We start from the raw sequence: 14,329 nt of genomic DNA on the forward strand, positions 1-14,329 counted from the left end.
GCCAGACGTGACATGCAACGGAGCACACAATGAAAGTTTCGGCAGACGTTCGCGCAATGATCGAACGCCGCAAAAAGAATTACACGCTGGAAGCGCCGTTCTATACGAGCGAAGATATTTTCGCGCTCGACATGGAAGCGATTTTCCGTCAGCACTGGATTCAGGTCGCAATAGAACCCGACGTGCCGGAACCGGGCGATTACATCACCGTGGAAATCGGCCGCGATTCGATTCTGATCGTGCGCGACGACGATATGCAGGTGCGCGCGTTTCACAATGTTTGCCGCCACCGTGGCGCGCGTTTGTGCAATAGCGACAAAGGCTCGCTTGGCAATATCGTCTGCCCGTATCACAGCTGGACCTATAACCTGAGCGGCGACCTGATGTTCGCCGAGCATATGGGTGAACAATTCGACCGCTGCAAACACAGCCTGAAGGCCGTGCATGTCGAGAATCTCGCCGGGCTGATTTTCATCTGTCTCGCCGACACACCGCCCGCTGACTTTTCCGTGATGCGCGCTGCCATGGAGCCGTATCTGCTGCCGCACGATCTGGCGAGCTGCAAGATCGCCGCGTCGATCGATATCGTCGAGGAAGGCAACTGGAAGCTCACGATGGAGAACAATCGCGAGTGCTATCACTGCGTCGCGAACCATCCAGAGCTGACCATTTCGCTGTATGAATACGGCTTCGGTTATCAGCGCACGCCCGCCAATGAAGAAGGCATGGCCGCGTTCGAAGAAACCGTCGCGCGTCGAACTGCGCAGTGGGAAGCGATGAACTTGCCGTCGGCGGAAATCGAACGGCTCGCCGATCTGGTCACGGGTTTTCGCACGCAACGCCTGCCGCTCGATCGCGACGGCGAGTCGCAGACGCTCGACGCGAAAGTGGCGTCGAAGAAGTTGCTCGGCGGTTTCGAGCAGGCCGATCTCGGCGGCCTGTCGTTCTGGACGCAGCCTAATTCGTGGCATCACTTCATGAGCGATCACATCGTCACGTTCTCGGTGATTCCGTTGTCCGCGGATAAAACGCTGGTGCGCACGAAATGGCTCGTGCACAAAGACGCGCGCGAAGGTATCGACTACGACGTCAACAATCTGACGGCCGTATGGCGCGCGACCAATGATCAGGACCGCGCGCTCGTCGAGTATTCACAACGTGGTGCAAGCAGCAGCGCGTATGAGCCGGGGCCGTATTCACCCTTTACCGAAGGGCTCGTCGAGAAGTTTTGCGAGTGGTACATCGGCCGGATGGCGGATTACGGCAATGCGCCGCAAACTCACGAGGCCGGCACGGGAACGCCGGTTTCACACGGCGAAAAAGTCGTGTCCTTCAAGCGCTGAGCGCGACACCGCAACCAGGAGCGGGAGAAAACAATGATGCGCGATCAGGCGACGTTTCAGCCCGGCGCCGAGCCGGTGCTACAGGGCGCGGCGAGTCTCGTTACCAGCCGTGTGACCCGGCCGCTGTTCTGGGACGCGCTGCCCGCGCGCTGGAATAGCGACGCCGACGACACGTTGGAGTGCTGCCAGGTCCGTGACGAAACGCATGACGTGAAGAGCTTTTTCTTCCGCGCGCCTTCCGAACGGGCGTTCGTGTTTGAGCCGGGGCAGTTCATTACGCTGGAACTGGAGATCGACGGCGAGTCGATCAATCGCTGCTATACGATTTCGTCGCCGCCCACGCGGCCGCATACGATTTCGATCACGGTCAAGCGCGTGCCGGGCGGCAAGGTGTCGAACTGGCTGCACGACAATCTGCGAGCCGGTTCAACAGTTCGCGTGCTCGGGCCTTCCGGCGCATTCACCTGCGCGCGGCATCCGGCGCGCAAGTTTCTGTTTCTGTCGGCGGGTTCGGGCATTACGCCGTTGATGTCGATGAGCCGCGCGCATCACGAACTCGGTGAAGACAGCGACATCGTGTTCGTCCACAGCGCGCGCACGCCGGACGATATTATCTTCGCGCGCGAGCTTGATCTGATCGCGTCGAATCAGGCTCATTTTCGGACGGCCTTTGTTTGCGAGCGGGTCGGCGCGCGTACAAACTGGCCAGGTGTCACCGGTTTTCTGACGTTGCCGCTGTTAAAACTGATTGCGCCGGACTTCATGGAGCGAGAGATCTTTTGCTGCGGTCCCGCGCCTTACATGCAGGCCGTGCGCAATCTGCTGGGTGAGGGCGGGTTCGACCGCAATCGTTATCACGAGGAAAGTTTTTCGTTCGATACCGTCAGCGAAGTGGCCGCGCAATTGACCATCGCGCATGTCGCGGACGTGCTGCAATACGCGAGCGCGCCCGTCGCGGCGGAGAGTTTTGCCGAGGCGCGTGATGAGGCTCTGGGGTTTGCGCCTGAGCCAGCCTTGGCTCCAGTGCCGCTTGCTGTCGATGTCGAAGTCGAAGTCGAAACACGTTTCAAAGTCAGTTTCGCGAAAAGCAATCGCGAGATCGAATGCGGCAGTGGCCAGCATGTACTCGATGCCGCAAAGAAAGCAGGCGTGCGATTGCCCGCATCGTGTACGCAAGGCATGTGCGGCACGTGCAAGGTGAAGCTTGTGTCCGGCGAAGTGTCGATGAAACACGCGGGCGGCATTCGTCAGCGGGAGATCGATCAGGGCATGGTGCTGTTGTGCTGCAGCAAGCCGCTCACCGATCTCGTCGTCGATAAGTAAGGCAAGACTCTGCAGTGAAAGCGCTCCAGATTCGTGAAGCAGGTCGCGCGCGGACAACTGGATGTCGCAAAACAACGCTACCCGGCATTTCTGGCTGGCGATTCTAAATGCTCAACAGGTTGTTTGACGGCGAACGGGAGAACGGCGATGAGACTGATGAAAACGATAGTGATGGCAAGCGCGTTGAGTGCGGCGCTCGCGGTGATGAGCGTGGGCGTGTCGGCCGATACGAAGCCGACCATCAAGATCGGTTACGTAGAAGGCTGGGACGATAGCGTCGCGACGTCCAACGTGGCCGCGCGCGTGATCGAAAAGCGCCTCGGTTACGAAGTGCAGCTCGTGCCGGTCGCGGCCGGCGTGATGTGGCAGGGCGTGGCGCGCGGCGACCTCGACGCGACATTGTCCGCGTGGCTGCCGGTCACGCACGGTGCGTACTGGAACAACTTCAAGGAGAAGGTGGTCGATCTCGGGCCAAACTTCAACGACGCGAAGATCGGCCTGATCGTGCCGGATAACGCAGACGTGAAGACCGTCGGCGATCTCGAAGCGAAGAAGTCGGAGTTCGGCGCGCGCATTGTCGGTATCGATGCGGGCGCGGGCGTGATGCAGAAAACCAGCGAAGCAATCAAGGCTTACGGACTCGACTATCAACTGATGCCAAGTTCGGGCAGCGCGATGACCGCTGAACTCGCGCGCTCGGAAGCGGCGAGCAAGCCGATCATCGTGACGGGCTGGAAGCCGCACTGGATGTTCGCGAAGTACAAGCTGAAATTCCTCGAAGATCCGAAGAAGGTGTTCGGCGAATCCGAGCATGTGGATAGCGTGGTGAATCCTGAGCTTGAAAAGAAAGCGCCGCCGGTCGTCGCGTTTCTCAAGAAGTTTCAGTGGAAGCCGGGCGAGATCGACAGTGTGATGCTGGCGACGCAGAACGGCGAGAAGCCGACCGCCGCCGCCGATGCGTGGATCAGCGCGCATGGTGACCGGGTAGATAGCTGGGTGAAGTAAGCCTGCTTTGCAGGTAACAGATCTTCCGCTGCGTTGAAGCGGAAGTTCACAGAAAACGCCGCTATTTCAGCGGCGTTTTTTTTTATTGCAGCACCACAGTCCGATCGCCGTTGATAAAAACGCGCCGTTCGACAAACGCCTTCACCGCACGCGCGAGCGTAATGCATTCGACGTCACGTCCGGTCGCGAGCAGGCGTTCCGGGCTATACGAATGATCGACCCGTTCCACCACCTGCTCGATGATCGGGCCTTCGTCGAGATCGTCGGTGACGAAGTGCGCGGTGGCGCCGATCAGTTTGACCCCGCGCGTATGGGCCTGGTGATACGGTTTTGCACCCTTGAAGCCGGGCAAAAACGAATGGTGAATATTGATCGCACGCGCCGCAAGTGCGCGGCTCGTTTCGCCGGACAGAATCTGCATATAGCGCGCGAGAATCATTAATTCCGCGCCCGAACTGTCGAACAAATCGAGCAAGCGCGCTTCCTGTTGCGGCTTGGTGTCGGCGGTAATCGGCAGATGGTGAAACGGTAGACCGTGCTGCTGCGCGAGCGGTTCGAGATCGCGATGATTCGAGCCGATGCCGACAATATCCATTTTCAGTTCGCCCATGCGCCAGCGGAACAGCAGATCAGCGAGACAGTGTTCGAGCTTCGAGACCATGATCAACACTTTCGGTCGCGCGCCGACATCGTGGATTGCCCAGGTCATCTGGAAGCGGTCGGCGATCAGTTCGAACTCGCGTTTGAGCGCGGCAAGTTGCAGCGTTTCGTCACGATCGACGCCATGAAATACGCAACGCACGAAGAAGCGTTCGCTGAGGTCGTCGTCGAAAACGGTGAGTTCGTCGATATAGCAGTGATGCCGGTCGAGAAAGCCGACTACGGCGGCAACCTGGCCCGCCGCGCTCGGACACGCGACGGTGAGGACCAGCTGGGCAGGACGGGAATCGGCGGACATGCGTTCTTCTCCACATAGACAGGATGCCAACGCCGCGGACGCGGCACGGATCATCGCAGTAGAGCAAACGGGCCGGTGGCACGGATAGAAGCTAACCGCCCTCGCGCTGGAACGGGAGCGTCAGATTCGAGAGCGGTTCAAAGCTGGCGACTGGCGTGGCCGAAAGACGACTATGAATAAGCAAGTTGCTTTTTGAACGTCTCGATCAGCGCGCGAACTTTCGCGGGCGGGTGGCTGGTAGGCGGGAAAACGGCCTGGATGCTCGCCGGTTCGGTCGACCATTGCGGCAGCATGCGCACCAGATGTCCGCTGGCGATATCGCCGGCAATCGAAAAATCGGTCAACAGGCCGAAGCCGCCGCCCGCGAGCGTCGCTGCGCGGCATGCGTCGGCAGTGTTGACCTGGAACGCACTTTCGCACCGCACGGTTTGTTTTTCGGGCTTATCGTGTGGAGCGCCCGTATCGCCGTTCATGCAGTGCAGTTCCAGTGTCAACGGATGCGGCAGAACCGTCATCGCGTTGAACGGCAGCGCCGACAGATCAGCGGGCGCGCGCGGCATGCCCCATCGTTCGATAAACGCGGGACTCGCCACAATCCATTTGACGAACGTGCCGAGCTTCACCGCGCGGTAATTCGAATCCGCGAGACGGCCGAGGCGGATCGCGACGTCGATACCGTCCGCGATGAGGTCCACATAGTGATCGATGCAGATCAGTTCAATATCGAGTTGCGGATGCTCGCGGCGCAATTCGACCAGCGTGGGCGCGACCGCCAGCGCGCCGTAATCGATCGGCGAACTGACGCGCAAGGTGCCGCGCACCGGCGCAGTTTCGCCGCTGACCGCACTCAGCGCTTCTTCGGTGGCGCGCAGGATTTTCACGCTGGCGTCATAGAACGCGCGGCCCGCTTCGGTGACGCTCAAACGTCGCGTGGTGCGGATCAGCAGGCTCGCGCCCACTTCCGCTTCCAGCCGCTGCATGTGCGTGCTGACCATCGTCTTCGCTAGCCCAAGCCGCGCCGCCGCGGCGGTCAGCGAGCCGGCGTCGACGACCGCGACGAAGATCGCAAGGCGGTTCAGGTTTACGTCACGTACGTCGGCCATGGTCGATTGTCCATCTTCGATTGATTGTGTTTCCACGATTATCCGGCTACCGCGGCGTCGCGCGAGAGCCTATTGTGCGTAAGTACCTTATCAAAAACCGGAGCCCGTTATGCCTGCTGCCCGCCCAGTTCAGCCAATCCGACTGTTCACGACCCTGCTTTCGGGGCATGGACACCGCGTCAAACTTTTTCTGACGATGCTCGATCTTCCATTCGAAGTGGTTGAATTGAATATGAAAGCGGGCGACAACCGCAAGCCCGAATATCTCGCGCTGAACCCGTTCGGTCAGGTGCCGACCATCCAGGACGGCGATCTCACGCTGTTCGATTCGAACGCGATTCTCGTGTATCTGGCGAAGCGCTACGGCGATTCGTCATGGCTGCCCGACGATCCGGTCGGCGCGGCTGCGGTGCAGCGCTGGTTGTCACTCGCGGCGGGACCGATTGCTTACGGACCCTGTACCGCACGGCTCGTGACGGTGTTCGGCGCACCGTACGACCATCAGAACGCGAAGAACGTGGCCGTCAAACTGTTCGACGTGATCGAACAGGAACTGGCCGGCAAGCCGTTCGCGGCGGGCGCTCAGGTGACGATTGCCGATATCGCCGCACACACGTACATCGCGCACGCACCGGAAGGCGGCGTGTCGCTCGAGCCGTACCCGAACATTCGCGCATGGTTGCGCCGTGTCGAGGCATTGCCGCGTTTCATCGCGATGCCGACGACCAAAGCCGGTCTGCTCGCAGCCTGAGTGACCCTACCTGGTGATGCTGGAGTCCGCACATGTCCACTTTTATCCCGCTGAATGGTTGGGGCGTCGAAGCCTCGCCGTTTCACGCCGCCGAGTTGCTGGCGCAGCAGCGCGCGGGCGTGAGCAGTCAGGCGGATTCGAGCGGCCGTCGCGGAATCCGGCGTTATATGCCGGACCAGCATCGTCAGTTTTTCGCGGAACAACCGTTCATGGTGTTCGGCGGCGTCGATGCAAACGGGCAGCCGTGGGCGACGTTGCGCGCGGCTGCGCCCGGGTTCGTGTCGTCACCGGATGCGCACACGCTGCGTATCGACGGCGGTGCGTTGCCTGGCGATCCGCTCGCGGCGGCATGGCAGACCGGCACGATGATCGGCGGTCTGGGGTTGCAGCCGCAGACGCGTCGGCGTAACCGGATCAACGGCCGGGTGAGGTCTGCGGAAGGGGGCGCGCTGGTGATCGACGTGACGCAGAGTTTCGGCAATTGCGCGAAGTATATTCAGAGCCGTACGCCGACTTTTGTCGAGCGTGGCGCTGCGGCCGGTTCGCTGCAATCCGAAGTGGCGACGCAACTCAGCGACGCCGACCGCGCGTTGCTCGCGAAAGCGGACACGTTCTTTATCGCCAGCGCGAATCTCGAAGAGGATGCGCAACTGGCGCGTGGCGTCGACGTTTCGCATCGGGGCGGGGCGCCGGGCTTTGTTCGCGTCGACGATGCGAATACGCTGACCACGCCCGATTACAGCGGCAATAACTTCTTCAACACGATCGGCAACCTGATTCACGATCCGCGCGCCGGGTTGTTGTTTATCGACTTCGCAACGGGCGATCTGCTGTATCTGGCGGTGCGCGCGGAAGTGATTTGGGAAGGCGAGGAACTGACAGCATTCGATGGCGCGCAGCGGCTCGTGCGTTTTCATATCGATGAAGTGCGGCGCAGTCGCGGCGTGTTGCCGTTTCGCTGGTCCGAGGTCGAGTTGGCGCCGCAATTTGCAAAAGTTGCGCGTGAGGTGGTGCAGGCACCGGCTCAACCTCAGCCATCGGGCTGGCAGAAGCTGAAAGTCGCGGCGGTTGTCGATGAAACGCCGTCGATTCGCTCGTTCTATTTCGAATCCATCGACGGCACGCCGTTGCCGCCATACAAGCCCGGACAATTCCTGCCGATTCGAGTCCCGGCGACGCAATCCGGCGAGCCGCTTCTGCGAACCTACACGCTGTCCGATTCGCACGATGCGCGGCGTTACCGGATCAGCGTGAAGCGCGAAGGCACCGCATCGAACTGGTTGCATGACCGGCTGGCTGCGGGCGCGCTGATCGAAGCGAAGCGGCCGGGCGGTGCGTTCTTCTACGATGAAGCCAGCCCGCGACCGGCGGTGTTCATTTCAGCGGGCATCGGCATTACGCCGATGATCGCAATGCTGCATCACGCGTTGAAGCCAGCTGGACAAGATGGTTCGCAGAGCGGCAAACGACTGTTCTTCTTTCACGGTGCGCGTACCGATGGTGAGCGGCCATTCAGCGCTCATCTGAAGGAACTCGCGACGCGGCATCCGGCGGTTTCGTTGCATCTGTTCGATAGCGCGGGCGAGGTGCGGGCGCCAGGCGTATCGGCGGGGCGAGTCGGGATCGACGCATTGAAGCGCGTGCTGCCGTTCGACGACTACGACTTTTACCTGTGCGGCCCGGAGCGGTTCATGCGCGATCTGTACGAAGGATTGCGCGGCCTGAATGTCGCCGATGAACGGATCCGCTTCGAGGCCTTTGGTCCGGCGAGCGTGAAGCGCACGAGCACGCGTGCCGGGACAGAAATCGAGGCCGCGCCAGCCGTGACTGTGCCCGTGACCTTCGCCCGCTCGAAGCAAACGCTGCCGTGGTCGTCCGGCGACGGGAGTTTGCTGGAGTTCGCGGAAGCGCATGGCATTGACGCGCCGTCGAGTTGCCGCTCGGGAATGTGCGGAACGTGTTCGACGCGTTTGCTGTCGGGCAGTGTGCGATACGACGGCGAGGTCGAGGCGGAAATCGAAGCGGGGTCGGCGCTGGTTTGCATGGCCCGGCCCGTCGCCGGTGATGAAGCCCCTGTCGTGCTGGATCTGTGAGCGCGGGGCGCGGCTAATCAGAGCGCGACTCCGCCCCCTCTGCCCGAATCCCGAATCCCGAATCACGCCACGACGACGGTGAACTCCACGCCCGATTCGAAATCCAGCGTCGTGGTCGAAAAGCGCGGGTTGTCGTCGAGATACTGTTTGTATGGCCGCACGGCGTCCTCGGCGGTGTACATGTTGTCGGCGAGCACGATCGATCCCGGTCGCAGCAGATGCTCCGTGTGCCGGAACAGGTCGAGATACGTATTGGCCCATACGTCGATGAACACCATGTCGAACGTGCCGTCCAGTCCTGCAACAGTCTCGAACACGTTGCCTTCGCGCAGATCGACATAAGCGTCCACGTCAGCGAGGCAAACGTGCGCGCGAAGTTGCGCGCATTTGAGCGGATCGAGTTCGGTCGCGACGACCACGCCGCCGCCCAACGTGCGAAGCGCCTCGGCGAAATACAACGTGGATACGCCGCACGAACTGCCGAGTTCGAGAATGCGGGCAGGCTTGTGCGAGAGCACCATGTTCTGCAAGAACCGTCCCGTTTCCGCCGATACCGCCAGCGACAGCGCCGTGCCCTGCGAGGTTTCGAAATCTTCGCTCGATAACCCGAGTGTTTCGAGGAAACGTCCGCGCAACCGGGGCGCAAGCGTGTCGTATTCGTCGGCGAGCGTCAGGAACTCTTCGCTCGATCCATGGAATTGCGCCCGTGCGCGGGCCATCACTTCGGTCTGGCTCTGCTCATGAAGCCGCCGCAGAAGCGTTGTGGCTGTTGATGTCATACGTTCTCCAGGAAGCTGACTCGATCTGGTCCGACAAGCTGGCGCGCGACAGCGGCAGTCGCGCGCGGCTCTGGTTGCAGCCGGTGCGGCGGCTCACTCCGCCGTCGGCCGCCCTGGCCGGTGACGTGACGCCCACGCCGCCTGCACGCGTTCGCGTTCTTCCGGCGTCATCGCGTTCCATTTGCGCCAGTGCCGCCGCTCGCGCCAGCCGCCGCCGCCGCGAAAGCCGCCGAACAGGATGCGGCTCAATACCAGCAGGCCCAACGCGTGCGCGAAGTCGATGGTCCGCGCGCCGACGAACAATGCCGGCACCACCCAGTTCCATAGCAGCATGACCGCCACCCCGAGCACGCCTATGCCGACCACCACCAGCAGTGCTTTGCCGATACATCGGGTTCGAAATTTCATCCGTCGACTCCTTTAGATATCCAGTTCGTCATAAATCGTCTTCAGCCGCGCGCGCAGATGCAGGACCGCGTAGCGTTTGCGCGCGAGCAGCGTATTGAGCGCGATGCCGCTTTGCGCCGCCATCTCCTTGAAGGAGCGTCCCTCCAGTTCGTGCGCGATGAACACGTCACGCTGATCGGGCGGCAATTCGTCGAGTGCGTCCTGCAAGGCTTCGAGCAGAATCGCGCGGGCATAGAGCGCTTCTGGACCGGCGTCGTGCGCAGGCAGCGCGAGATCTAGGCGATATTCGTCGCCGGCATCGTCGTCGTGCTCTGCTGCTGACAGGTCCGTCAGCGGTTCTTCCTTCTTCTTGCGAAAACGGTCGACGATGCGGTTGCGCGCAGCCCGAAAGAGCCACGCGCTCGCCTGTTCGATCGGCGCAGGAAGCCGGTAAGCCTGAACGAATTCGTGGAAAACATCTTGCAGGATGTCCTCGGCATCGTTGGGATCGCGAATCCGGCGCCGGATGAAATTGACGAGCCTCGTGCGCTCGCGGATCACCGTTGCGGTGATGTCGCTATCGCGTTGGTTCGTCGTATCCGGCGTGAGTGGCGGTTCCATGCGTCTGAAGACGTTTCAGCGGAGCGGATATTGTGGTGAGCGGAAAATAAATTTCTCGCAGCGGATGAGGCGGCCGTCTGGTCCCGGGCGACGAGTGGACGCGCCGCGTTGGCGACGCGTACCGGACTCATCGGGACGTGCAGGGGAGGGGCGTCAGGCGGGCTCCGTCCTCAATACCGCCACGTCAGATTAACACTGCCGTTCAACGGACCGGCGTAGATCCCGGTCGAGTATTCCAGCGACGCAAAGTGCTTCTTGTTGAGCGCGTTATTCAGATTCCCCGTGATGCTGAAGTGCCGGTTGACGTCATAGCGCACCATGAAATCGAGGTCCGCATACGCGCCCTGTTTCACCGTGCCCACGCCTTCGGATTCGAAGCGCGTGGCGCTCTGCCAGCGCACGCTGCTGCCCACCGTCAGCTTGTGATCGAGATACGGAACCCGGTACGTGGTCGACAGATGCAAGGTCTTGCGCGGCACGAAGGTTTGCGTCGACAGGCCGTCGTCGCCGACCACGCGCAGAATCGTCGCGCCCGCGCTGACGTTCCAGTCGTGCGTGAGTTGCCCGGACACTTCCGCTTCCACGCCCTCGGAGGTGGCGTTGCCCGCCGTGTAGGCCTCGTTGCCGGTTTCGAGGTTCAGGCCCGCATCGGTTGCGACGTTGGTCTGACGCACATGAAAGACCGCGAGCGACGTATTCAGCCGGTTGTCGAAGAACGCGCCCTTGACGCCCGCCTCGGCGCTGCTGCCGCGCGCGGGGCCGAGCAACTGGCTGTCGATGTTCAACTGGTATTGCGGATTGAAAATCTTCGTGAAGCTGGCGTATGCGGTGATCTGTCTCGTCAGATCGACCGTCAGGCCGACGTACGGCGACGAGCCGGCCGATTGCTGAGAATAGGGCGTGCCGCTCGCGTCGCCGCTGCTGCCTGCCTGCGTGTAGTTGATGCCGAGCAGCAGATTCACACGATCGCTGAGATTCCAGCGCGACGAGGCGTACACGCTGCGGCGCACGTCGAGGTAATGCGTGTAGTCGGTCGCGGCGCCGAAGGCCGGTTCCGGGAAGGTGCCCGCCAGCAGTTCGGACAGGCTCAGCGCAGTGCCGTCGGTATCGCCCTCGCCGGACGGATTGCTCAGTTCCGAGCGCGAGAAGCTTGCGCCGAATACAAGGTCGTGCGTGCGCCCAAACAGATCGACCTTGCCCGACACGTTCGAGTCCAGCACGATCTGCCGGTTCGACTCCTTCCACCACGACGTATACGACTCGATGCCGCTGCCGTCCGCATTCAGCGAGCCGTTCGGGTAGAAGATTTTCGCGTTGCTCGAGATGTCGTTGAAAGCGGCTGTCGTCTTCCATTTCCAGCGCTGGCCGAGTTGCTGGGTCAACTCCGCGAAGGCGCGCTCTTCCTGCGTGTTGAAGTACGCCCAACTCGGCGCCATGCTCGCGCCCACGCCATAGCTGAGCTGATTGCCGTTCGCGTCGAGGAGAGGCAGGCCGCCCCACTGGGCGCCTTCGGAGCGGTTGTTTTCGTAGCTGAAGCCGAGCGTCGCGAGTGTCGTCGGCGTGAGGTTCGCTTCGACCACGCCATAGACGATGTCCTTGCTCGGCTTGTAGCGGTCGATATAGGAATTGCCGTCCTCGTGCACGGCGACGAGACGTCCGGCGACCGTGCCCGCCTTGTTCAACGGCCCCGACACGTCGACGTCGATACGCTTCGTGTCCCACGATCCGTACGAGATATCACCCGATGCCTGGAAGTCGTAAGTGGGCCGCTTACGGATGAAGTTGACCGTCGCCGACGGGTTGCCGGTGGCGGCATTCAGTCCGTCGGCACCGCGTAGTACTTCGACCCGGTCGTATAGCGCCATGTCGATGTCGCCATATTGCGACTGGTAGATCAGCGGCGTGCCGATGCCGTCGAACTGGAAGTTGGTGATCTGGAAGCCGCGCGACATGAAGTCGGTGCGGTCCGTTTCGTATTGATCGACGGTGACGCCGGTGACGTGTTTCAGCGCGTCGTTCACGCTATTGAGCTGGAAGTCGTCCATTTGCTGACGCGTCAGCACGGAAACGGATTGCGGCGTTTCCTTGGGCGACAGCGCGATCTTGCTGCCGGCGGTCGTCGAGTGGAAGGTGTAGGAATGGGTCTTTTCGGTCGGCGGCTGCACGTCGTCGCTGCTGGCGTTGACGGCGACCGTGGGGAGCTGGGCTTCCTGTGCGGCGGGGGTGTTTGTGCTGGTGCTGGCGTTGGTAGTGGCGTTGGCCGTATTGCCGGTGTCGCTGGACTGGGCCCACGACATCGTCGGCACGATGCCGGCGAAAGCGAGCATCACGACGATCGGACGCAGATGACTGCCCGCTTGTCGCCGCACGGATGCGGAAGCGGGCGGCCGTGCAGCCGATGAAGGAAAGCGATGATTTGCACGATAACTCAAGCGATAACTCATGGAACGCATCAACCCGCAGACAAATAAAAGGCGAATGATAATCATTCCCATTTACTCTTACAAAGAAATTATGCGAATGCTTAATGATTCCGTCGTTTTTTTGAGACGGCGGTTGGTGCGCGGAAGGTGGGTTTGGGCTGGTTGAGTTTGGCGCGCGCCGAGGGCCGTTGGCGGAGGGACGGCATTGGCACGCAACGGTCGGAGCTTTGTTATCGCAGGCTTATTGGCAGCCGCGAAATAATTTTCGCTGGCGCTCAGTTCCAGGAGAACACCGAGTGATGTCCGGCATTCTCGTGGCACCAGGCCGGTGCCTTACTGCCCCTTACTTATTGGCGGCGTGTTGCGACCGAAACGGCATCGACGAACTCGCCAACGCGATGCGCGCAGGGATGGATTCATCGTTGCGACAAGCAAGGCGGCGTGCAGTTCGATCTGCAGACCATGTCGCATCGGCGGCTCGAGCTTCTATCTCGCGGACGATGTCGGCAATGCGCGGCCATTGCAGCACGAAGCCGCCGACGACGGCAGCATCGCGGGCCAGCACGACAACATGATTCGACTGTACGTCGAGCCGGACAGCGGCAAGCTGCTTGGCGCGGCGTCGAAACTGAACGTCCCTCCCATGCTCGATCTCGATCGTCTCCGTCACGGCGGAAAGTGATCGTATTCTGTTGCAAGCTTCGGCACGAAGTACGGCACTATGGTGCCGTTCTGCTTCGGCGGCGCGTCGTCGTAGACTGCGCGATGGAAGAACCGGAGCATTCCGGCACGCCCCGTTCCGTCCGCCAGAAATCGATCCAGCGTCAAAGCAGACATCTTCACTGAACACAACAGGTCGAACGCCATGTTCATGTTGAGCGAATTCTTCAAGTCGGCCTTGTTGATCGTCACCACGCTTTTCCCGATCATCAATCCGCCTGCGGTCGCGCTGATCATCCTGAGCATGGTGCGCGGCGCCAGCGACGAAGACCTCGCCGAACTCGCGCGCCGCATCGCGATCAACGGGTTCGTGATTCTGCTCGCGTCGCTGTCGGTCGGCGCGTACGTGCTGAAGTTCTTCGGCATTTCGGAAGACGTGTTGCGCGTCGCGGGCGGCATCGTGATCGCAACCGCAGGCTGGGGCCTGCTGCAATCGCCGACCGACGACACCGCCGAGTCGACGCCCGCACCGGACCCGAAGCGCACAGCCTCGCTACGCAGCAAGGCCTTTTATCCGCTGACGCTGCCGATCACAGTCGGGCCAGGATCGATTGCAGTCGCGATTGCGCTCGGCACCGGATCTCCACACGAAGGCATCCTGCCCGTGCATGTCGCGGGCGCTGCGCTTGCCCTGGTTCTGCTGTGCCTGAGCATCTTCTTCTGCGTGCGCTACGCCGGACGGATGGAGCGGCTGCTCGGAACCGTCGGCACGCAAATCGCCATGCGGCTCTTTGCCTTCGTGCTGTTCTGCATCGGCGTGCAATTGCTGTGGATCGGTGTAGCCGGTCTGATCGAAAGCCTGCATCTGCACTGAACCGCGGCG

Annotated in this window: 14 protein-coding genes; 6 read left to right on the forward strand and 8 right to left on the reverse strand. The window is 61.5% G+C overall.

The features are described from left to right. The first annotated feature begins 29 nt into the window (after positions 1-29). The 3 genes from BLS41_RS21385 to BLS41_RS21395 all read left to right on the forward strand — a co-directional run bounded on the left by BLS41_RS21385 (position 30) and on the right by BLS41_RS21395 (position 3,671). The gene (locus BLS41_RS21385) at positions 30-1,343 is read left to right on the forward strand and encodes an aromatic ring-hydroxylating oxygenase subunit alpha (RefSeq protein WP_074768428.1); all 1,314 of its coding nucleotides are present in this window, start codon (positions 30-32) and stop codon (positions 1,341-1,343) included. 33 nt (positions 1,344-1,376) lie between these two features. Next, complete coding sequence (locus tag BLS41_RS21390; protein WP_074768430.1) at positions 1,377-2,666, forward strand: FAD-binding oxidoreductase; 1,290 nt, start codon at positions 1,377-1,379, stop codon at positions 2,664-2,666. 147 nt (positions 2,667-2,813) lie between these two features. Beyond that, a complete protein-coding gene (locus BLS41_RS21395) occupies positions 2,814-3,671 on the forward strand; it encodes a glycine betaine ABC transporter substrate-binding protein (protein WP_074768432.1) in 858 nt (285 codons plus the stop codon). An 82-nt stretch (positions 3,672-3,753) separates the two neighbouring features. Here BLS41_RS21395 and purU read toward each other — a convergent pair whose 3' ends face one another. Together purU and BLS41_RS21405 are read right to left on the reverse strand one after the other, a co-directional pair. Next, positions 3,754-4,629: a formyltetrahydrofolate deformylase gene (gene purU, locus BLS41_RS21400; protein ID WP_074768434.1), complete on the reverse strand. Its 876-nt coding sequence runs from the start codon at positions 4,627-4,629 to the stop codon at positions 3,754-3,756. A gap of 170 nt (positions 4,630-4,799) precedes the next feature. After that, a complete protein-coding gene (locus BLS41_RS21405) occupies positions 4,800-5,732 on the reverse strand; it encodes a LysR family transcriptional regulator (RefSeq protein ID WP_074768436.1) in 933 nt (310 codons plus the stop codon). Between the two features lie 109 nt (positions 5,733-5,841). Here BLS41_RS21405 and BLS41_RS21410 point away from each other — a divergent pair, with 109 nt between their 5' ends. Together BLS41_RS21410 and BLS41_RS21415 are read left to right on the forward strand one after the other, a co-directional pair. Beyond that, positions 5,842-6,483, forward strand: a complete 642-nt coding sequence (locus BLS41_RS21410; protein WP_074768438.1) for a glutathione S-transferase family protein — start codon at positions 5,842-5,844, stop codon at positions 6,481-6,483. A gap of 32 nt (positions 6,484-6,515) precedes the next feature. Continuing rightward, entirely contained in the window at positions 6,516-8,576 is a 2,061-nt protein-coding gene (locus BLS41_RS21415) for a pyridoxamine 5'-phosphate oxidase family protein (protein WP_074768440.1), read from the forward strand. A gap of 62 nt (positions 8,577-8,638) precedes the next feature. Here the strand turns inward: BLS41_RS21415 and BLS41_RS21420 are convergent, their stop codons facing one another. From BLS41_RS21420 to BLS41_RS21445, 6 genes are all read right to left on the reverse strand, one after another. Next, a complete protein-coding gene (locus BLS41_RS21420) occupies positions 8,639-9,355 on the reverse strand; it encodes an O-methyltransferase (protein WP_074768443.1) in 717 nt (238 codons plus the stop codon). Positions 9,356-9,448: 93 nt separating this feature from the next. Beyond that, positions 9,449-9,763 carry a hypothetical protein gene (locus BLS41_RS21425; RefSeq protein ID WP_074768446.1) on the reverse strand — a complete coding sequence of 105 codons (315 nt, stop codon included), beginning with the start codon at positions 9,761-9,763 and terminating at the stop codon, positions 9,449-9,451. A gap of 12 nt (positions 9,764-9,775) precedes the next feature. Next, a complete protein-coding gene (locus BLS41_RS21430) occupies positions 9,776-10,363 on the reverse strand; it encodes an RNA polymerase sigma factor (protein WP_074768448.1) in 588 nt (195 codons plus the stop codon). A 170-nt stretch (positions 10,364-10,533) separates the two neighbouring features. After that, complete coding sequence (locus tag BLS41_RS21435; protein WP_171910286.1) at positions 10,534-12,795, reverse strand: TonB-dependent siderophore receptor; 2,262 nt, start codon at positions 12,793-12,795, stop codon at positions 10,534-10,536. A 334-nt stretch (positions 12,796-13,129) separates the two neighbouring features. Continuing rightward, a complete protein-coding gene (locus tag BLS41_RS38530) occupies positions 13,130-13,456 on the reverse strand; it encodes a hypothetical protein (protein ID WP_143026335.1) in 327 nt (108 codons plus the stop codon). Further along, complete coding sequence (locus BLS41_RS21445) at positions 13,453-13,677, reverse strand: hypothetical protein (RefSeq protein ID WP_143026336.1); 225 nt, start codon at positions 13,675-13,677, stop codon at positions 13,453-13,455. The genes BLS41_RS38530 and BLS41_RS21445 overlap by 4 nt, the downstream gene beginning before the upstream one ends. Between BLS41_RS21445 and BLS41_RS21450 the strand changes: the two genes are divergently transcribed. Next, positions 13,658-14,320 (forward strand): MarC family protein, encoded by a 663-nt coding sequence (locus tag BLS41_RS21450; protein WP_083380117.1) that lies wholly within the window; start codon positions 13,658-13,660, stop codon positions 14,318-14,320. The genes BLS41_RS21445 and BLS41_RS21450 overlap by 20 nt on opposite strands. Positions 14,321-14,329: the final 9 nt, after the last annotated feature.

This window comes from Paraburkholderia fungorum (assembly GCF_900099835.1).
In the GTDB taxonomy this organism is placed as follows: Bacteria; Pseudomonadota; Gammaproteobacteria; order Burkholderiales; family Burkholderiaceae; genus Paraburkholderia; species Paraburkholderia fungorum_A.

What these genes read in the sequence shown, in the direction of transcription:
- BLS41_RS21385 (WP_074768428.1), top strand. Translation starts at nt 30, where the DNA reads ATGAAAGTTTCGGCAGACGTTCGCGCAATGATCGAACGCCGCAAAAAG.
- BLS41_RS21390 (WP_074768430.1), top strand. Translation starts at nt 1,377, where the DNA reads ATGATGCGCGATCAGGCGACGTTTCAGCCCGGCGCCGAGCCGGTGCTA.
- BLS41_RS21395 (WP_074768432.1), top strand. Translation starts at nt 2,814, where the DNA reads ATGAGACTGATGAAAACGATAGTGATGGCAAGCGCGTTGAGTGCGGCG.
- purU (WP_074768434.1), bottom strand. Translation starts at nt 4,629, where the DNA reads ATGTCCGCCGATTCCCGTCCTGCCCAGCTGGTCCTCACCGTCGCGTGT.
- BLS41_RS21405 (WP_074768436.1), bottom strand. Translation starts at nt 5,732, where the DNA reads ATGGCCGACGTACGTGACGTAAACCTGAACCGCCTTGCGATCTTCGTC.
- BLS41_RS21410 (WP_074768438.1), top strand. Translation starts at nt 5,842, where the DNA reads ATGCCTGCTGCCCGCCCAGTTCAGCCAATCCGACTGTTCACGACCCTG.
- BLS41_RS21415 (WP_074768440.1), top strand. Translation starts at nt 6,516, where the DNA reads ATGTCCACTTTTATCCCGCTGAATGGTTGGGGCGTCGAAGCCTCGCCG.
- BLS41_RS21420 (WP_074768443.1), bottom strand. Translation starts at nt 9,355, where the DNA reads ATGACATCAACAGCCACAACGCTTCTGCGGCGGCTTCATGAGCAGAGC.
- BLS41_RS21425 (WP_074768446.1), bottom strand. Translation starts at nt 9,763, where the DNA reads ATGAAATTTCGAACCCGATGTATCGGCAAAGCACTGCTGGTGGTGGTC.
- BLS41_RS21430 (WP_074768448.1), bottom strand. Translation starts at nt 10,363, where the DNA reads ATGGAACCGCCACTCACGCCGGATACGACGAACCAACGCGATAGCGAC.
- BLS41_RS21450 (WP_083380117.1), top strand. Translation starts at nt 13,658, where the DNA reads ATGTTGAGCGAATTCTTCAAGTCGGCCTTGTTGATCGTCACCACGCTT.